The sequence below is a fragment of the Bacteroidota bacterium genome (assembly GCA_018816945.1).
Taxonomy (GTDB): Bacteria; Bacteroidota; Bacteroidia; order Bacteroidales.
The window spans coordinates 1-20,303 of record JAHIVC010000018.1; the positions used below are offsets into that span (position 1 = coordinate 1).

Annotated in this window: 18 protein-coding genes and 2 tRNA genes; 7 read left to right on the forward strand and 13 right to left on the reverse strand. The window is 33.9% G+C overall.

The genetic code is table 11. From position 1 onward, the window contains the following. The 5 genes from KKG99_03285 to KKG99_03305 all read right to left on the reverse strand — a co-directional run. Positions 1-806 (reverse strand): hypothetical protein (locus tag KKG99_03285; GenBank protein MBU1012004.1); only part of this gene is annotated, 806 nt, incomplete at its 3' end. A gap of 32 nt (positions 807-838) precedes the next feature. Further along, positions 839-1,708, reverse strand: coding sequence for a class I SAM-dependent methyltransferase (locus tag KKG99_03290; protein ID MBU1012005.1), 870 nt, complete (start codon positions 1,706-1,708; stop codon positions 839-841). A gap of 27 nt (positions 1,709-1,735) precedes the next feature. Further along, entirely contained in the window at positions 1,736-3,607 is a 1,872-nt protein-coding gene (gene mnmG / locus KKG99_03295) for a tRNA uridine-5-carboxymethylaminomethyl(34) synthesis enzyme MnmG (GenBank protein MBU1012006.1), read from the reverse strand. A gap of 214 nt (positions 3,608-3,821) precedes the next feature. Then, positions 3,822-4,244 carry an rRNA maturation RNase YbeY gene (gene ybeY, locus KKG99_03300; GenBank protein MBU1012007.1) on the reverse strand — a complete coding sequence of 141 codons (423 nt, stop codon included), beginning with the start codon at positions 4,242-4,244 and terminating at the stop codon, positions 3,822-3,824. Between the two features lie 14 nt (positions 4,245-4,258). Next, the gene (locus tag KKG99_03305) at positions 4,259-4,714 is read right to left on the reverse strand and encodes an ATP-binding protein (protein MBU1012008.1); all 456 of its coding nucleotides are present in this window, start codon (positions 4,712-4,714) and stop codon (positions 4,259-4,261) included. Between the two features lie 417 nt (positions 4,715-5,131). Here KKG99_03305 and KKG99_03310 point away from each other — a divergent pair, with 417 nt between their 5' ends. From KKG99_03310 to KKG99_03325, 4 genes are all read left to right on the forward strand, one after another. Further along, complete coding sequence (locus tag KKG99_03310) at positions 5,132-6,658, forward strand: glutamate--tRNA ligase (GenBank protein ID MBU1012009.1); 1,527 nt, start codon at positions 5,132-5,134, stop codon at positions 6,656-6,658. Between the two features lie 7 nt (positions 6,659-6,665). Next, the gene (gene folB, locus KKG99_03315; GenBank protein ID MBU1012010.1) at positions 6,666-7,016 is read left to right on the forward strand and encodes a dihydroneopterin aldolase; all 351 of its coding nucleotides are present in this window, start codon (positions 6,666-6,668) and stop codon (positions 7,014-7,016) included. A gap of 1 nt (position 7,017) precedes the next feature. Beyond that, positions 7,018-7,203 carry a cysteine-rich CWC family protein gene (locus KKG99_03320; GenBank protein MBU1012011.1) on the forward strand — a complete coding sequence of 62 codons (186 nt, stop codon included), beginning with the start codon at positions 7,018-7,020 and terminating at the stop codon, positions 7,201-7,203. A 50-nt stretch (positions 7,204-7,253) separates the two neighbouring features. Next, positions 7,254-7,324, forward strand: a tRNA-Cys gene (locus KKG99_03325). A 53-nt stretch (positions 7,325-7,377) separates the two neighbouring features. Here the strand turns inward: KKG99_03325 and KKG99_03330 are convergent. The 5 genes from KKG99_03330 to KKG99_03350 form a co-directional block, all read right to left on the reverse strand. Beyond that, positions 7,378-8,901 carry an amidohydrolase gene (locus tag KKG99_03330; GenBank protein MBU1012012.1) on the reverse strand — a complete coding sequence of 508 codons (1,524 nt, stop codon included), beginning with the start codon at positions 8,899-8,901 and terminating at the stop codon, positions 7,378-7,380. Positions 8,902-8,919: 18 nt separating this feature from the next. Beyond that, entirely contained in the window at positions 8,920-11,118 is a 2,199-nt protein-coding gene (locus KKG99_03335; protein ID MBU1012013.1) for a prolyl oligopeptidase family serine peptidase, read from the reverse strand. 283 nt (positions 11,119-11,401) lie between these two features. After that, on the reverse strand, positions 11,402-13,111 hold the full coding sequence (locus KKG99_03340) for a glutamine--tRNA ligase/YqeY domain fusion protein (GenBank protein MBU1012014.1): 1,710 nt from the start codon (positions 13,109-13,111) through the stop codon (positions 11,402-11,404). A 294-nt stretch (positions 13,112-13,405) separates the two neighbouring features. Further along, complete coding sequence (locus KKG99_03345) at positions 13,406-13,855, reverse strand: hypothetical protein (protein ID MBU1012015.1); 450 nt, start codon at positions 13,853-13,855, stop codon at positions 13,406-13,408. Beyond that, on the reverse strand, positions 13,852-14,427 hold the full coding sequence (locus tag KKG99_03350; GenBank protein MBU1012016.1) for an RNA polymerase sigma factor: 576 nt from the start codon (positions 14,425-14,427) through the stop codon (positions 13,852-13,854). The genes KKG99_03345 and KKG99_03350 overlap by 4 nt, the downstream gene beginning before the upstream one ends. 228 nt (positions 14,428-14,655) lie before the next feature. Here KKG99_03350 and KKG99_03355 point away from each other — a divergent pair, with 228 nt between their 5' ends. Continuing rightward, positions 14,656-14,988 (forward strand): hypothetical protein, encoded by a 333-nt coding sequence (locus tag KKG99_03355; GenBank protein MBU1012017.1) that lies wholly within the window; start codon positions 14,656-14,658, stop codon positions 14,986-14,988. 46 nt (positions 14,989-15,034) lie between these two features. On the opposite strand, the gene thpR is transcribed toward KKG99_03355, so the two are convergent. Then, positions 15,035-15,604 (reverse strand): RNA 2',3'-cyclic phosphodiesterase, encoded by a 570-nt coding sequence (gene thpR, locus KKG99_03360; protein ID MBU1012018.1) that lies wholly within the window; start codon positions 15,602-15,604, stop codon positions 15,035-15,037. A 91-nt stretch (positions 15,605-15,695) separates the two neighbouring features. On the opposite strand from thpR, the gene KKG99_03365 reads away from it, so the two are divergent. Both KKG99_03365 and KKG99_03370 read left to right on the forward strand, forming a co-directional pair. Then, positions 15,696-16,523, forward strand: a complete 828-nt coding sequence (locus KKG99_03365) for a DUF4405 domain-containing protein (GenBank protein MBU1012019.1) — start codon at positions 15,696-15,698, stop codon at positions 16,521-16,523. A 158-nt stretch (positions 16,524-16,681) separates the two neighbouring features. Continuing rightward, positions 16,682-16,755 (forward strand) — tRNA-Ala (locus KKG99_03370). 42 nt (positions 16,756-16,797) lie between these two features. On the opposite strand, the gene KKG99_03375 is transcribed toward KKG99_03370, so the two are convergent. Together KKG99_03375 and KKG99_03380 are read right to left on the reverse strand one after the other, a co-directional pair. Then, the gene (locus KKG99_03375; GenBank protein ID MBU1012020.1) at positions 16,798-17,493 is read right to left on the reverse strand and encodes a fibrobacter succinogenes major paralogous domain-containing protein; all 696 of its coding nucleotides are present in this window, start codon (positions 17,491-17,493) and stop codon (positions 16,798-16,800) included. Positions 17,494-17,866: 373 nt separating this feature from the next. Further along, entirely contained in the window at positions 17,867-20,272 is a 2,406-nt protein-coding gene (locus KKG99_03380) for a TonB-dependent receptor (protein MBU1012021.1), read from the reverse strand. Positions 20,273-20,303 lie beyond the last annotated feature (31 nt).

The following is a 20,303-nucleotide window of genomic DNA, read 5'->3' on the forward strand; positions in this document are numbered from 1 at the left end:
AAAAGATAAGATTCAAATAATTCAGAAGGTACTTGTACGTATTTTAAGAATGTCCATATTAATAAATAATCGAATAAGATCAGGTAAGGTATTAGCCATGTTCTCCTAACAAGGAAACCATATGCTTTGTAGAATTTAATTATTAAACTCAGTAATAAAACAATCAATAACTGATAGAAAATAAATAGTACTAAAGCTTGCGTAGATTTAATTTCTTTTTGATTTCCTCGGATGATTGAAAATAAAAATATTCCATTATCATCGTGAATATTTAGATCATTAGGTTCAACAGATATTGCATAATTCTCATTAAGTGCTGCACTACTAATAAAATTTGGGATTAAATATTCATTATGGTATTCATACTCATTTTTCACTAAAAGAGCTACTATCAATCTAATATCATTAATTTTTTTCTGAGAAATTTTATACCAGCCATTGGATAGTTTCACAATGGGTTGTTCATCTCGAGCGATAATACCTGATGGATCAATTAAATTTGACGACCAATAAATCAATGAATCTTTCTCAAAAAGATAAACCATTCCATTGATTGTGTTTAATTGAGCTGACCAATCCTCAGATGATTTTATCTGATTATTTAAATACGCTTCAAGTATCTCATCCGCAATCTTGTTTAAAACCTCACCTTTTTCATGTATTTCTTTCTCAAAAAGCTTTTTTATATGTTTATCGGATTGCTGTTCATTAAATGAAAACATCAATAAAAACAACACTATTGCTGAACAAAGTGTACTTATCAGGTGAACCCAAAAGGAGCGTCTAGCAACATTCTTGTTTTTCATTAAGGATTCCATAATCTAGATCTAACGATACTTTATTTAATAAAATAAATTAGACTCGAATAATTCATATCAGATTTTGCATGCATATTGGATCTTAGCCCATTTACTATTGCTTTAACTTTAGCTAAAACTGACTTACCCTCACTTAGCATACTCACATAATAAGCATCGTACTTCATTGGGTGAATACTAACAATACTCATACCAAATTTGCCAAATAATTTCTCAATTGTTTTAGGATTGAAATGATACAAATGCCTTGGCACATCATAAGCTGCCCAATTCTCCTTATATTTTATTGCATCCCAGGAATCAATATTCGGGACCGCCACTACTAGAATTCCATCAATATTTAGGGTAGACTTCAATTTTGGGATTACAAATTCGATGTCATGCAAATGTTCAAGTACATGCCATAAGGTGATTACATCAAATTTTCGCTCAGTAATTGTGGTCCAGAATTCAGGAGCTTCAACACTTAAACCCAATTTCTTGCTTACAGCTCTTGCATCACTATTTGGCTCTATCCCACTAGCTAACCAACCTTGGCTACTTGCGTACTTAATAAATAAGCCTGCTCCACAACCATAATCTAAAAGTGTTCCTCGTACTTTAGTAACCTTATGAATAAGGTTCAATTTATTCTTAATATTTATATTTCTTACAATATTGTAAATTCCTGAAATAATTGACTTATTGTCATCACTATGAGAATAATAATCTTCTGATTTATAATATGGAGGTATTTCTTCAATTGTTGGTCGAGGATTTGTAAAAACAAAACCACAATTTTTACATTGAGTTAATATAAACTCTTCTTTTGTAACTAAATAATCTCTGCATTTTAAGTAAATCATATTCTGATCTGAGTCACAAATCAAGCAATTTTTAAGTTTTTCCATACGCTAACGTTTCACGTGAAACAATTTTCATTTTCCATTATGTATTGCCAAAACAGAAATATCTGATGGCGAAACACCGCTAATACGAGCTGCTTGGCCAATAGTAGTTGGTTTAATTCTATTCAGTTTTTCTCGAGCCTCATAAGATAAAGCTTTTATTTTATGATAATCAAAGTCAGTATCCAGCTTCATCTTTTCAAACTTCTCAAATCTATCAGCCAATTCCTTTTCTTTAACGATATAACCTTCATATTTAATTAGGATTTCTATTGATTCTATCAATGCTGGATCTAAATTTTCATATTTAATCACTATATCGTTTGCTTTTTTACTATGTTCAATTAATTCAGGTAAATTGACTTGAGGGCGTAAAACAAGTGTTGCAATTTTTGTCTTTTGTGTAATAATGTTTGTATCCTTCGATATGAGATATGGATTTATATCGTCAGGATCAAGGCTTACATTCTTTAATTTATTAATAATCTCAGCTATTTTTTCATTCTTATTATTTACAGCCTCCATTCTTTGCTCATCAGCTAAACCAATTTTATAACTTCTTTCTGTCAATCTGATGTCTGCATTATCCTGCCTAAGCAATAAACGATACTCAGCCCTTGATGTAAACATCCTATAGGGCTCATCTACACCTTTTGTAATTAAATCATCAATTAACACCCCAATATAGGAATCTGATCTCTTTAAGATGAAAGGCTCTTTTTCACAAGTGAGCTGGTGTGCATTTATGCCCGCGATTATCCCTTGTGAAGCGGCCTCTTCATAACCGGTTGTTCCATTTATTTGTCCTGCAAAAAACAAATTTGCAATCAATTTTGTTTCTAAAGTATATTTTAACTGAATAGGTGGGAAATAATCATATTCAATAGCGTAACCTGGTCTAAATATTTTTGCATTTTCAAATCCCGGAATTTTTTTGAGAGCTTTATATTGGATATGATCTGGTAATGACGATGAAAACCCATTCACATAATATTCAATCGTATTCCACCCTTCAGGTTCAATAAATAATTGATGTCTATCTTTATCAGAAAATCGATCAATTTTGTCTTCTATGGAAGGGCAATATCTTGGCCCAATTCCCAGAATCCTCCCACTAAACATTGGGGATTCATGAAAGCCATGTCTTAGTGTATCATGAACAGAAGTATTTGTGTAGGTAAGATAACAACTTCTTTGTTTTTGAAGTTTTGGAGTGTTGGTGAATGAAAACTTACCTGGAATCTCATCCCCCTTTTGTTCTTCCATTTTCTCAAAATCAAGGGATCTTCCATCTACACGAACAGGAGTTCCGGTTTTCATTCTACTTGATTCAAATCCCATCTTTATCAACGATTCAGTTAACCCAACTGAAGCTCTTTCTCCTATTCTACCGCCACCAAAAGTTTTTGTTCCAATATGAATTTTGCCATTTAGAAATGTACCATTGGTCAGAATGACAGCCAATGCATTAATCACTTGACCCATTCCTGTCTTAACGCCTACTATACGATTATCCTTTTCAATTATCTCTGTAACCATATCCTGCCAAAATTCTAAATTTGGTTGGTTTTCTAATATCTCTCTCCATTTTCTTGAAAAAAGCATACGATCACTTTGTGCCCTTGGGCTCCACATAGCAGGACCCTTCGATTTGTTCAACATACGGAATTGAATCATTGTATGATCTGTAACGATTCCTGAATATCCTCCTAATGCATCAATTTCACGAACTATTTGGCCTTTAGCGATACCACCCATCGCAGGATTACATGACATCTGAGCCATGTTCTCCATATTCATTGTAATTAATAGGACGGAAGATCCCAAATTCGCAGCTGCAGCTGCGGCCTCGCAACCTGCATGCCCGGCTCCAACAACAATAATATCGTATTTTTTAAACATAATTATGTTCCACGTGAAACTTTATAACTTTTTTCAAAGTTATATATATGACTTTACAAATCCTAAATTTTAGTCTATCCGTTGCCTATTAAGAAACTATGCAACATTTTCTTTTAGAATATATCAGATATTAATCTTATTTATTTACACTATAACCACTATTAGGGAAAACCTTAAAGTTAAAATATGCAATTTTGTGGAGGGATAATTCTTATTACACTTTATCTAAATAAGCGTCTTCTAGTTCACTCATTAATTTCCTAGCAATCGCACTTTTATCAGAATATCCTATTAAATGAAGTAGCCCATGAATCAATAACCTTCTAACTTCTTTTGTTGTTGTTTGCTTATACAATACTGCATTTTCCTTAGCTCTTTCAATACTGATAAAAACATCTCCGGACAGAATACCCTTATTTTCTGAATTATCAAATGTGATGACATCAGTCAAATAATTGTGCTTAAGATATTCTTTATTTATTTTTGATAGATAATTATCATCACAAAAAATAATATTTAGCTCCCCAATCTTTTTACTCTCAGAAGCAGCACATGCAATAAGCCAAAGCCGTATCTCTTTAATACCCTTTACTTTATATTCGATATTTTCGTAAAAAAAATAGATTTTCGGTACCAGAGTTTTCGTTATGCTCAATTTACTTTTAGTTGTTGATTTAAGTAATTATTAAGGTAATTTTTTCTATGTCTTGATAGTTTCTCTGCCACCCCTTCATTAATAAAAGTTAAAACAATCACTCGTTCTATACTATCAACAATTAAATCATCACATAAAGCATTTATCATAAAAAGAGAATTATCCGTCTCTGATCGGGTTTCAGTTAACAATTCCCGATCATTACTAAAAAGGGTAAGATCTAATTCATTTGAAAAGTCTTCAAAGACAAATGAGAATTCTTTTTGCTCGTTCTTGAAAGAGATTTTTACTCCCAAGTTCTTAGCTTCTATAATATTTACAACCTCCGAAACTGCGATAATCATGTTTCCCAGAAACGTATCATTAATATTGAACCCAACGCAAATATGCTCTACGAAACTTTCAATTCGATTTAGACTCTCGTTTCTATTTCTTAAAACAATTGTACTCATTTTTACTATAGCTTAAAAATTCCGAATAATTCTCTTGAATGTTGACTTATGTTTAAATTTTTAATATTTATATCAGTTTATACTATTTTTTTTTGATAGGGTTACTAATTTTTTTAAATTTTTCGCTAATGGAAACTCTTAAGGATTCACTATTTAGCTTGCAATTTAAAAAATTCTTTAAAAATGCCACCCAGATTTGCTAAAGAAAGATCTTTTTCTGTAGTCTCTTATCTTTAACTGCTTCTTTTTGTGTATAATACGATCAATAGTATTATTGATCATGCAAATTATTTCTGTCATAAAAATATTTAAAATTAAATTAATATTTAGATAAAAATATCCAAATCCCAGAAGATTGCCTCAACACTGCATGCCAAGAGCGTTTATTTATATATTTGCACAATAAAATATTTCACGATGACTAAAAGAGTACGTGTAAGATTTGCTCCAAGCCCGACTGGACCTTTACATATTGGTGGTGTTAGAACTGCAATATTTAATTATTTATTTGCTAAAAAGCATGCTGGGGACTTTATTCTAAGAATTGAAGATACAGATCAAAACAGATACGTTCCGGGAGCGGAAGAATACATTATCCAAGCTTTACATTGGCTTGGAATTGATCCTAATGAAGGAATAGAGCAAGGCGGTCAATTTGGTCCCTATCGCCAATCAGAACGTAAAACCATATATAAACAATATGCAGATCAATTAATACAAAAGGGTCATGCATACTATGCTTTTGATACCTCCGAAGAGCTAGACCTAATGCGTGAACTACTACAAAGTGAGAAGAATCCAGTTCAGCAATACAACGCAATTACGCGTATAAATATGAAAAACTCATTAACCCTTTCATCTCAAATTGTTGAACAAAAACTTTCTAATAAAGAGCCTTATGTTATAAGATTAAAACTACCTGATGATGAGGTTATAACTTTTAATGATACGGTTTTGGGTGAATTTAATTTTCATTCCTCTCAATTAGATGACAAGATTTTATTTAAATCCGATGGAATGCCAACTTATCATCTAGCTAACGTTGTCGACGATCATTTAATGCAAATTACCCATGTTATACGAGGCTCAGAATGGACAAATTCTACCCCTTCACATATTTTACTATATAAGTACTTTGGCTGGGAGAAAGAAATGCCTCTCTTCTCACATCTGCCACTTTTACTTAAACCGGACGGAAAAGGTAAATTAAGTAAGCGTGACGGTGATCGTTTAGGATTTCCAGTATTTCCCTTAGATTGGGTTAATTCAGACACTTACGAAAAATCTTCAGGCTTCCGTGAAGCCGGTTATTTTCCGGAAGCTTTTTTAAACTTTTTGGTATTACTCGGTTGGAATCCTGGTATCAATCAGGAAATATTTACTAAAGAACAACTAATACAATTATTTAGTCTTGATCGTATAGGTAAATCAGGTTCAAAATTTGATCTGGAGAAAGCTAAATGGTTTAATCATCAGTACTTACAAAAAAAATCCAGTATAGAAATAGCTTCTATTTTTTCAACAATCTTAGAGGAAAAAGGCATCAACTCAATTGAATTTCCAATCCTAAAAATAATAGATCTTATCAAAGATCGGGCAACTTTCATATCAGATTTTTGGGAGCTGACCCATTACTTTTTCCAAGCACCAATTAGCTATGATCCACAAATTATTAAGAAACGCTGGAAAGAGGATACCCCACAAATGTTAGAAGAAATAATACTACTCATATCAAACATACAAGAATTCAATCCAATTGCCTTAGAGAGTGCTTTTAAACAACATATTGAGGAAAAACAATATAATATGGGACAAGTGTTGAATACATTAAGATTGTCTTTAGTTGGCTCATCTCAAGGTCCATCAGTGTTTGAAATAGCCCATATTCTAACTGCAGATGAGACAGTTAGGAGAATTAGAAAAGCAATTCAACAAATAAATTAGAACATATATGTCAATCATATCAATTGAAGGAATGGAGTTTTTTGCTTATCATGGTTGTTTTAAGGAAGAGCAAATTATAGGTACAAAATTTATTGTTGACCTTTTCATTGAGACTGAAACAAGTCTTGCTGAAGAAACAGATGATTTAACAAAAACAATAAATTACCTAGAAGTTTATTCGATTGTTAAAAAAGAGATGGAAATTAAATCAAAACTTTTAGAAAATGCCGGGAGACGAATATTAAGCTCCCTAAAACATAATTTTCCGAATACTAAAAATATGACTGTTAAAATTTCAAAGCTAAATCCACCTCTTGGTGGAAAAATTAAAAACGTAAGTTTAACTATTAAACTATAAAATGGAACTGGAAGAAAAAGAAATTTGTCCCAAATGCAAAAAAAAATTTTCATGCTCTAAATCAAATAAATGTTGGTGTTATGAAATTGGATTAGATTCTAATCAATTGGCAAAATTAAATACTAATTATGAATACTGCCTTTGCCCGAATTGTATTGAAGAATTAAAGAATCAAAATAAGCCTTAAAAACTAACAATATGTATATAGGAAAATAATTATCTTTGTACTCTCAAATTGGTCTCGTGGCCGAGTGGCTAGGCAGAGGTCTGCAAAACCTTCCACAGCGGTTCGAATCCGCTCGAGACCTCAAAAAAGCCTTCAGAATTTTCTGAAGGCTTTTTAATTTATTTATTTATCCTCTTACTTTACTTCTATATAATACTTCGCTAGCTCAAGTGCCCATTTTTCCATCAATTCCTGATTTAAATCGACTGGCGGTTTTGCATCTTTCGGTAAAAATGACTTATATGGATGTTTTATTGAATAATCCTTAAACTCTTTTATAATAGCGTTTCTTAATTCTTCATTCATAAATAAATCTATCGCTGAAGCAGCCATTACTTTGGCACCAGCATTTAAACCTTTCCATGCAGTTGAGCCAAAGTTAGCAGTTACATTTGACCAATGATGACTAATCCCTCCTGGAACTCCACCCGGGAAACGAAGAGATGCTGTTGGTGCCACTAAAGTCACATCCCCCACATCTGATGAACCACCTCCAACAAATGTTTCTTTTGATGCTTTAAATTCTTTAATTTTCGTTGGCATTCCATTTTCTTCTTGACCAAGTTCCTTCTGTAATGCTTTTGCAAATTCATTTTCTTCTTCGGTCCATGCCGGCATTCCAATAAGATCCATATTTCTTTGCAATAGTTCAGCCATACCCTTATTTGAATGCCTCTGATGTGCAGCAGCGATAGTACGAACTTCGAACAGTTCCGTTCCTGTTGCAAGAGCAGCACCTTTTGCACAATCCAAAACTCTTTCAAACATTTCCTCAACTTTATCATCACTATTTCTAATATAATACCACACAGTAGCTTTATCAGGAACAACATTAGGGGCTTCACCACCGGCAGTAATCACATAATGCATTCGCTCAGTGTAAAACAAATGCTCCCTTAAATAATTAGTAGAAACGTTCATAATCTCAACTGCATCTAAAGCACTTCTTCCTGACCAAGGTGCCCCCGCACTATGAGCCGTTTTTCCTTTAAATGTAAAAAAAGTAGAAATTATCGCATTGCCACTTACCCCATATTCTGTACTGAATTCGCTACTACTATGATTATCTATAACAAAATCAACGTCTTCAAATAGCCCCGCTTTGATCATATACGGTCTGCTTATAATTGTTTCTTCAGCAGGAGATCCATAAACACGAATCGTGCCTTTAAAGCCGAATTTTATCATCGCTTCTTTTATAGCAATTGCAGTAGCAGTAGCGGCTGTGCCCATCGTATTATGTCCACACCCATGTCCGGGAGCTCCATTAATTAATGGCTCCTGTTTAGAAACTCTACCTTTTTGAGAAATCATAGGTAACGCATCAAATTCGCCCAAAATTGCAATAACAGGCTTTCCTGATCCATAGGAGGCCACAAAAGCAGTTGGCATCCCTGCCACACCTCTTTCTAAAGTAAATCCTTCGGCTTCCAAGGTAGAAGCTAAAAGTGCTGACGATTTAAATTCTTGCATCCCCAATTCAGCGTATGACCAAATGGCATCGGAAATTTTCCCGAATTTCATTATTGTTTTTTCATTACTTAAATAATTTAATGCATAGGTTTTTTCCGCATACTCATTTGCTTTTGTATTATTTTTTTGAGAAAACATTTCAACATTTAGTAGTAATGCAAGAAGTAAGACTAACAACTTTTTCATGGCTTAGTATTTAATTAATTATTTGGTTTCTTTTCCTGATTTTTCGAAATGAGTATTATACCAGTTGATTATTCTGTCCCAATAATCATAAAAATCACTTTCATTACTAGCATTGCCAGCTCCATGACCACCATTATAGTAATTAACCCACATCACTTCTTTGCCTAACCTCCTTAATGCATAATACAATTCTCGTGAATTAACCGCAGGAACATTCCAATCACCTTCGCCAGTGAGAAGAAGATGAGGGGTATTAATTCTATCGGCAAACAATACAGCAGATGTGGCTATATACTTGAGGGGAGCATCCCAAAGGGTTTCTCCAATTCTATCCTGCCCATTTTCGGCGGCTGCATAATTTCTCGTTCCAATACGAGGGCTATCACCCAGAAAACTAATAATATTTACTTTGCCTGAGATATTAATAGCGGCAGCAAAACGATTAGTTTGGGATATCAATAAGGAAGTAGCATAACCACCGTAACTTGTTCCGTGTACTCCTAATTTTGTTTCATCAATAAGACCTTGATCAATTAATTTGTTTATACCCGCAGTAATTCCTTTAATCCAAGCTTCTCCAGGATAACCTTTTTCAAGATTAACGGATGGCTTAAATCCAAAAAACCCGGCATTTGAAATTAAGTTCATAGACAAACTATAACCATTATCGAAAAAAGTTTCATAAATCTCACAAACGAGCGGATATTTCTTTGTAGAATCATAATTTACAGGATAATACAAAATTCCATTTAACTCTTTCCCATCAGAGTCCCTATATTTTACGAGTTCGCTTTTAGTTAATTTTTTAGTATTAATCCAGGGATTTAGGTCAGTTAATTGTGTACGACTTCTAAAATCACTTGCCTGTTTAAAAAAATTATCTGGTTGGTCACCATCCGAAAAATTATAAAAAAACTTACTTCCATCTTTGGACATTTTCCATCTTGAGTATAAATTAGAATCCTTAAATAGCTCCTCCATTTTCATATTAACAATATCGTATTTAAACAGCCCTCTATCCCATTTATCCTTCGCTGAATAAGACATAAACCAGTATTTTGCATCAGGACTCCAGCTTACAATATTTAACTCTGCTTCCTTTTCTTTATTCTCAGGAAATTCATAAACCATTTTTGTTAGGCTATTCTCTGAATTAATGAGCCAATAACCCTTTTTAGAAGAAACAAGAACATTTTTATTATCAGGACTCCACTGTTCAACCGAAAACTTAACTTTCGAAGTATCAGTCAGTATAATTTCAGTAGTATCAAACGAAATTAGTTTAGCTTTTTCTTCATAAATATTTCGCACAAAAACCTTCCCAGAATCAGCATAAGCATATTTCAAATTCTTATCATCCCATCTAAATGATTTAGCAGCCTTATATTTTTTCTCAAGGATCGTTCTCTCCTTATTTGAAAGCTTCAATTTCACCAATTCAAATTCAGAACCACCTTCTCTTTCATACACTGTTTTTATAGGGTAGTTCTGAATAAAAACCAGATCAGATCCATCTTCCAAAATTCTAATATCACTATAAGTACCTTCTTTTGTTAAGAATTCTACTTTTGAATTTTTAGGATCCACGCTTGCCAAAATTTTAAGATTATTATGGATTCTTATAGCATCCCATTTCAAAAAAGGCTGTTTTGAATCATAAACAGTAATGGGTCCAATGGTAGCTTCCTTAAAGAGTGAGTCAGCTTTTTTAGACCAAGTATTTTCGCGTAACGATAAAATGATCGATTCATCTTTTTTATTCCATAATAATTGCGAGTTAGAGGCGATTGGATATTTAAGTTCCGGCTTTACTTTTTGTAATTTTTGCTTCTCAATATCATAAATATAAAGAACAAATAGTGGATCTTCGTATTTAATAATTGCAAGCCAAGTCCCATCCGGAGACCACTTTAGACTACCAAAAATTCCTTTTTCCTTAAATGGAAATATTTGCTCCTTTGTTTCAGTATTAATAATAACCAGTTCACTATAATTCGGTGCAATATAATTAGCATCACCATATCGCTTATGATCAATATTCTGGCGATCCTTCATTGTTCTTATAAAACCCGCAGCATAATTTCCATTATCAGTTAAATCGACCAAACTGTATGACCTAACTAATAAAGCATCTTCTGGAGTGAAAGCAGTGAGTTGGGCATTAGCGGCTGATGTTATAAAAATCAGGGAAATAAATATAAGACTAAGTTTCTTCATAGCTAAATTTATTAAGTTTAATCAATAAATTTAACAATACTATTCAATTATAATGACTTGTATATACTAATGGTAGGTTATTATGGACAAGCATGCAAAAATTATAGTTCAGTCAAATATTTAAAAATCCGAATGGCCAATATTCTGTCATGAAAAAGTGCTATTCATCATTAATAGAAATACTTTAAACGCTTAGATTATCCATAGCCATTCAATGATAAATTTACAATTAGAAGTGAAATTTGCATTATAAAGACTAATAAGGATTCCAATAAAAGATTCTTTATTGGTCTTTATTCATTTTTGCCCACGAATCTTTTAGGGAAACGGTTCTGTTAAAAACAAGCTTATCAGGTTTAGAATCCAAATCAACGCAGAAATAACCATTTCGCTCAAATTGGTATTTTGATTCGTGAATGGCATCGGCTAAAACAGGTTCAACATAACCATTTACAATTTGAAGTGAGTCAGGATTAAGGTTTGATTTAAAATCCTTATCTTCTTCCACTAGATCTGGGTTTTCATTGAGAAATAAACGATCGTAAAGCCTTATTTCTGCAGGAATTGCATGTGGGGCCGACAACCAATGGATGGTTCCTTTAACTTTTCGTGTCAGAGGTATTCCACTTCCGCTCTTTGTATCCGGATCGTAAGTACAAAGAATTTCAATTATTTCACCTTCCGAATTTTTAACAACCTCATTACATTTAATTACATAAGCATATCTAAGTCTAACTTCATTTCCAGGTGCTAATCTAAAAAATTTACCGGAGGGATTTTCCATAAAATCCGCTCTTTCTATTAATAACTCATGTGAGAAATACAATGTTCTTTTTCCTGCCGACTCATCTTCCGGATTATTGGTAGCTTCAAGTTCTTCAAACTGACCTTCAGGATAATTGGTAATTACAATTTTAATGGGATCTAAAACCGCCATTACTCGATTAGCTCTTTTATTTAAATCCTCTTTAATGCTATACTCAAGTAAGGCAACATCAATTACGTTATCACGTTTAGCTACTCCGATAATATCGGCAAAATTACGAATTGATTCAGGTGTATAACCCCTTCTTCTTAAACCGGTAATTGTTGGCATTCGAGGATCATCCCAACCATTCACTAAGTTTTCTTCAACTAACTGTAAAAGCTTACGTTTACTCATTATGGTATAAGTCAAATTCAATCGAGCAAACTCAGTTTGTACAGGTCGATAATCTCCTTCAATAATTTGATCCAGATACCAATCGTAAAGCGGACGATGTACCTCGAATTCGAGGGTACAAATTGAATTTGTAATACCTTCAATATAATCCGATTGTCCATGAGCAAAATCATACATGGGGTAGATGCACCATTTATCTCCCGTTCGGTGATGGTGCGCTCTCTTTATACGATACATGGCCGGATCGCGTAATTGCATGTTAGGAGAAGCCATGTCGATTTTTGCACGTAAAATTCTGGCTCCGTCAGGAAACTCGCCATCTTTCATACGTTGGAACAAATCTAAATTTTCTTCGATACTTCTATTTCTATATGGGCTTTCAATACCTGGCTTAGAAGGTGTACCACGCTGCGAGCTCATTTCTTCAGTAGATTGATCATCAATATAAGCTTTTCCCTTTTTAATAATTAACACTGCCCAATCGTATAATTGATCAAAATAATCAGAAGCATAATATAATCGATCTTCCCAATCAAAACCCAACCATTTTACATCTCTCATAATGGAATCAACATACTCTACATCTTCCTTAGCTGGATTTGTATCATCAAATCGAAGATTGGTCAGTCCATTATATTTCTTTGCTAAACCAAAGTTTAAACAGATTGATTTTGCATGTCCGATATGTAAATAACCATTGGGTTCGGGAGGGAAACGGGTATGTACCCTTCCGCCGTTTTTACCTTCGCTGATATTTTTTTCGATCAGTTGTTCGATAAAGTTTAATGATGTTTTCTTCTTTGATTCGTCTTCGATGTGGTTCATATTCATTGTTAAAAGCTTAGGCGGCAAAAATAGTACTAAATGTCTATTAATTCAACTTCTTTTATTTTAAAAAGCATGAAATATCCATACTACCGTTGTTCATACTCACTACGAATATTAATAATGGATATTCTACCGAAAAATCGGGACAAGTTATGTGACCATTAAAATCAAAATTATTAACACATGAAATCGAACAAAAAAAAATCCTGACCTCTTTCGATATTGAGATGTCAGGATTTCAGATATTTTAGTTTCAATTATTTGAGGAAGTACCACATTTCTATAAATACTGATACTTTAGATCAATAAAAAGATATGTGTTGAAAATGATTTTTTTAAGATTTTATCCAAAATAATTAATGAAAATACGGCTACTAAACTTATTATTATAATCGGCGATACATGAAAGTCTTTAAATATGGCTTGAAGGCTATTAAAAATATTAAAAGATAGGCTTGGAAGTTGAACATTTTCCATATTTACCCCACCAAATATCCCATTTATAAACGACCAATCAAGGCCGAAAAGTACAAAACTCGCTGCAATAAAACCAAGTCCAATCAATAACCAATATTTTAAACTTAAAATTGGTTGATTTGCATTCTTGCTGGCCAAATCTAATTTAATACGATTCATTACCCCTGCTGTAAAGTCAGCCGATGGTTGATCCAATGAAGCTTTTGTGAGCATCCTCTTCAATAGATCGTCTTTTAAAAAATCCATGTTTGTCATAATTTCCTCCTTCATATCAATTCGCCTATCCTGTATTTAAGCATAACGTTTATATGCTCATAAAGTTTCTTCCTGGTGCGGTGAAGTTTAACTTTAACATTTGATACCGATAGGCCGGTAATTTCACTTATTTCTTCTATTGTTTGTTCTTCTAGATAAAACATTGTTAATAACAGGTTGTCTTCTTCAGGTACTTTCTTTAGGGCCATCTCAAAATATCTCTTTTTATCATCTAGGCTCAAACCACCAGTTTCATCCAGAATTTCATCAAAGGTATAATTTTCTATAATGTGATCATCAATAGCCAATACCTCAAGACTTTTTTTCCTGGTTTTAGAAACAGCCGTATTAAAAGCGATTCTGTATACCCATGTAGAAAATTTAGCCTCTCTTTTAAAATTTTTTAAAGATTGAAAGACTTTTAAAAATACATCTTGCGCAATTTCTTCTGCATCCTCCCTGCTTTTTAAGATTCGGTTCGCGATTGTGAAAACCATTGCCTTATGTCGATTGATCAATTCGGCAAAAGCTGCGGTTTCTCCATTCAGAACCTTATCTATATAATATAAATCTTTCTGTTGCATCATTCACATGATTAGACTACAATAATTGAAATTCGTTACAATATACAATCAGAAATATTTTTAGGCTATAGGAAATCGGTAAAAAGTATTTTTAAGATGGTGGATTCAGGAATATAAGTTCTAAGCTTATTACTAGCATTAATAATACTGATTTTGAACCATTCGTAACCCAATAAATAATCTTGCGTCATATGAGTAGAAAACGCATTGTTTAACTAAAAATTTAAAGTCATGAGCGAACAAGTAGGAGCAGCATTTATTCTCACAGTAATATTCGGGTTTATATTCGCCATCGTTTATCTGGGAATACGTAGAAAAGAAAGAATGGCATTATTAGAAAAAGGGGTAGATGCCTCATTTTTCATCTCTAAAAAAACAAGTTCAACAACCCTTAAATTCGGGATGCTATTTGTAGGAGTTGCCATTGGTATTTTATTAGGGAATATCCTTGAATATGCCACACCCTTAGATGAAGAAGTAGCTTATTTTTCAATGATTTTCCTTTTCGGTGGATCAGGATTAATTATCAATTACTTCATTGAGAAGAAAAACGAAGAAAAGTAGTGAAACTGCAGAATTAAGTAGAAAGGAGGCCTTTGAGCCTCTTTTTTTATGCCTTTAACGGAAATTCATGTAAAACTGTATAAATCGGACCAGTGCTTTTTAATATGCTTTCATACAAATAAATTTTATCAACCTCCACTTTTTGAAATGTTAAGTCCTGATGTTTTTGTATAATTTTTTGAAACAATATTTTATCATTTAGTTGTTTTATCCTTCCTAAAGTTAAATGGGGTACAAAATTCTGGCGATCATTGACATATCCAATCTTTTCAAGATTCGTATTGATATCCTTTTCAAGTTCTTTCAGTTTTACATCATTTGATATTCCTGCCCAAATCAACTTTGGTTGATAAATGCAGCCAAAAATCCCTACTTTTTCAATATCGAATTCAAATTTTGTCTTTGGATATAAAAGATTCTCAAGATTTAAAATGATGGAATTAATTTTTTCTGAATGCGTTTCTCCAAAAAACTTAAGCGTAAGGTGCATATTTATTAGTCTCACCCACTTAATTCGCTCATGACTTAAACCCTTCTTTAATTGTTCGATTGCACTCATAAAATCAGTTTGAGGTTGAATTTCAATTGCCAGAAATATACGCTTTGATTTTAGCATCTTTTAACATATTTAACTTATTGTATATTTTAATATTTGTACTTTTGCAAAAAAAATTACGTCTAACTTTTTACCTTATAAAAATACAACAATGACCAATACAAGTAAGAAATTTAGCTGGAGGGCATTTATCAGTTTCGGATTGACTTATTCATTCATCATCATTTTTTTAACCGGGATTGTGCTCTATTTAGCTCCAGCCGGGAGAATAGCACAATGGGTTAATTGGAGGTTTGCCGGTTTTTCAAAAGATGAATGGCAAGCTATTCATACCATCTTTTCCTATCTATTTGTCATCCTTTCAATTTTTCACTTATTTACAGCTAACTGGAAAACTTTTGTTTCTTATCTGAAAAATAAGACTCAAAATGGTTTAAATAAAAAACGTGAACTTTTTATTTCAACTATTCTAACTATCGCTATATTTTTGGGGATCCTATTTTCAGTTCCCCCCTTTAGTTCGGTCATGGATTTGGGCGAATATTTAAAAAGCTCTTGGGAAAACGAAGAATCGACACCTCCAATCGCACATGCTGAACTACTAACTTTAACCGAATTGGTCGTGCAATTAAACAATATGCCAATCGAAAAAATTGAAGAAAAACTGATAGCCAATAAAATAAAATTTGAGAATATAAACCAAACATTGGCAGAAATTGCAGCAATAAATAAGATTACGCCTAATGAGCTTTACAATATCATAAGTAAAAAATCAGGCGCAGGAATGCCGGGTGCAGGAATGGGTAAAAAAACCCTTGCAGATATTGCCGTTGAAAACAATAAGGATGTTGATGAATTAATTAATTTACTGAAAGACAAAAACATTATTGCAACCAAAGATAAAACGTTGAAAGCCATAGCCGAAGAGTATGATATGGCTGCAAAAGATATTCATGAAATCATTCTTCCAACAAAATAAAAGCTTGTTTCAAGATATATTTTCTCCTTATTGGTATTATCGGAAAATATCCTAAATTTGCACGCAAGTTGGGGCATTAGCTTCCCGATTCGTTTCACTCATCGGGACAGGCAACTTCGCTAATGCCAAATAAGAAAGTTTGAAGTTGTATAACTTAGGGGGCATTAGCTCAGTTGGCTAGAGCGTTTGACTGGCAGTCAAGAGGTCATCGGTTCGATTCCGATATGCTCCACAAAAAAAAGGAAGGCATCTGTCTTCCTTTTTTATTTATGCCTTAATCCTTAACACAACGCACAGAAAAACCTAAATTCTTATAATAATTGAATCTGTTTACCCAATGATCATCGTAGAACATTTCGTGGTACCAGGCACGAGTCGCGTCGTGCTCTGTAGAACTCCACCAATATCCTGTGCTCCCAAGTTCCAAAAATTGTCCGTTGTCGCGGGCACCACCCGGAAGAGCAGTAAAGCCTGTTTCATTTGTTGCACCTAAATTAGGGCTGAACCAATGGCTTGTGCCTGCTTCTTTTAGTTTACCACCTGCATGATCTTCACCACCCAAATAGGACGTCAGGGTCCTCCACTCATCATCTGTTGGCACATGCCAACCTGTTGGGCAAAGTTTACCAGTATTCACGGTGTACCAGTTGTACAATGCACCATAAGTAGCTTTATTGGCTGCAGCATCATTGTTATACCAACTATAACCGGGGCTTACTAAATTGCTCAAATCAACATTGCTAGTAGCCAACGGGATAGGTGTGTTATCATTATACTTTGTGGTTTTAAGGTTTTCGGCCATCCAAACTTGTGTACCTATTGTAACTATACCATAATTATTACCGTCACTGTCGGTTAACGTATCACCTGATGTTTTTTCATCACTACCCTTTTTACAACTAATAGAAAGCATTATAATAAACAATATCAGTACTATGGAATTAATCCAGACTCTGTTGTTTTTTTTCATGTCAATTTATTTTTAAAGGTTAATAATATAACCATTTAAGGTTTCTTGCCATTTTTAAGCTTGCATTCAAGCTTATCGCTAACTTGTGTATGCGTCCAATGTTTCCATGATTAGCTTGGAATATCTTTCAAATAACATAGTAGTTGCCAATACCATAGGTTACTTTTTTCGAGAGAAAATCAAATATATAAAATTTTTAAGAATTTTCATCCTACATTTCGGAGAATATTACTTTGTGACTTTTTAAATTTATTGATATTTAATTCCGCTTATCCGAATCAATAAGTAAGGCGGGATATGCTGAACAAAAAAAGGAAAGCACTTGCCTTCCTTTTTCATTTAATACCTGAATGAAATGTTCAAAGTTATCCTTCTACAAAATTGCTTTTAACGAAAGAATAAAGTTTCTGCCCGGAGCAACTATCCCCGAACTGTAAGGCCTGTAACGCTGATCGGTTAGATTTTCCAATCCGGCACTCACCGTCAATTTTTCGGTAAGCTGGTACATGGCTTTAAAGTTCAACGTGTACCATCCCGGAGAATAAGGATTGCCATTTGCATCAATTGCATATATTTCCGGTTTGCCTTTTTCTTCTTCTGCTAAATCTTCATATTTACGATCTCCGCTATAAATTGCATATAATTGCATATTCAGCTTGTTTTTATTATAAATCAACCGCGAAATACCGAACCATGGAGGTGCATGACGAGAAGGACTCGTTGTTCCATCATCCAGTTCTTCTTCACCCACCTGATAATTGAAATCTGATAAAATACCAAATCCGGATGGTAATTTAATTTCAATTCCGGCCTGAATACCGTATACATTTGCAACAGCTGCATTTTGTATTGCCTGAACCTGACTAAGTTCTCCGGCATACACGATACTATCAAGTCCATTCAACATAAAATCACGCCTTACCATTGCATTTTTAAGTTTGGTATAATAACCGGTCAGGTCTATTTTCACAACATCATTAAAAACCCTGGCAACTCCTAAATCCAAATTATAAGCATATTCTGCCTTGAGATTTGGGTTAGGAACAGTAACTGCACCCGGCTCCGAATCGAATACCTTTCCCACATCATCAACATTGGGCGATCTAAAACCGGTTGCAGCATTTGCATTAATAACCCACTCTTCCGTTGGACGATAAACAACACCAAAACTGCCGGTCAACGAACCATTATCAATTTTTGCTGTAGTAAAAGGAAAAGGATAAAAACGGGTATCAAAATCTGCATCAAGTTTAAAATAATTATATCTCAACCCTGTTTGTAATAAAACCTTTTCTGAAACCTTAAACTGATCAGAAATATAGGCACCATATGAGGCCCATGTTGATAGCGGGTAACGACTTGCCCCGTCCTGACTTATTCCGGTGATAATATTTTTGTCTATTCCTGTAGAGGTAACATCGTTCCAAACAATCTCCAAACCATAGAAAAGTTCATTTTTCGAATTCAGCGCTTTTACAAAGTCAAGATTAAAGGAAGTTGCATCCACCTTTTCAATTCGGGTTTCCCTTCCTGTTTTATTAATATCCCTGCTTATTCGGCTTTCTTCAAAGTACTGTTGCGCCAGATTAATTGTCATTTGATCATAAACAGAATTATTTGCTGTATGCGTAATTTTAAGATTATTCATCATCCATATTTGCGGACCATAATTCCATTCACCATAGCGAGGTAATCCGTTTTTATATCTGATATGCCTGTCGTATCGCGAATATTCTGAAGTTTCTGAATAATGGAAACCATATTGAAAATCCCATTTGTTATTTAATTTAAAACGGATTTTCTGCATCATGTTAATTTGTGAATAACCTGAAGGACGCTGAATGAGCGGATTATCATTAGTAATTACCACATCTACTCCATTCTGCCTTTGTACATAAAAAGGACGGAGATATTCATCCGGACCATGCGTTCCCATTCGTAAATCGCCATAATCATTTGAACTGATACTGCTAATTAAGGCCCATTTTTTCCAACCAATATTTACATCGAAATGTTCCGTTTTTTCATTGTTAGCTGAAGAATAACGTGCAATGGCTTTACCGGTAATTAATGGATGATCGGCGAGTGATAGTTGAGGTGTAAGCGTTTGAAAATTCATCACCCCTCCAATGGCATCACTGCCATAAATAACAGATCCGGGACCAAAAAATACTTCCGAACGCTCGATGGCCATCGGGTCAAGAGAAATTACATTTTGCAGGTTTCCACTCCTGAAAATGGCTGTATTCATTCGAACCCCATCAACTGTGTACAAAAGCCTGTTGGTGGCAAATCCGCGAATCATAGGACTTCCACCTCCTTGCTGGCTTTTTTGGATAAATACTTTACCTGTGATACTTAAAAGATCTGCAGCAGTTTGAGGATTTTGTAGCGCAACTTCCTTCACATTAAGGGTCATTATTTTTGAAGGAGTTGTGCTTGATGATTGATTCCATCTTGTTGCGGAAACAACAAACTCGTCGATGTTTATTAAAAGTGGTTTAAGTTGTATTTCGAAGGATTCTGTTTCAAGTTCTGCGTAACTTTTAGTGATCGTTTTGTAACCCAATATGCGGATTTCTATTCTTTTAGATCCTTTAAAAGCGGAGATATCAGCACGCCCAATGGCATTTGTTGTAGTAAAAGCTTTAGGCGTTTCACTCATCAGGGCAACCTGTTCTATCGGTTTTCCGGATTCCTGATCAGAGATGTTTATCGTTTGGGAAACCATAAAAATTGACATCCCCATCAATAAACAGAAAAGAAATATTTTTTTCATCCGTAAATAATTTTAATAAATAGGTCGGATG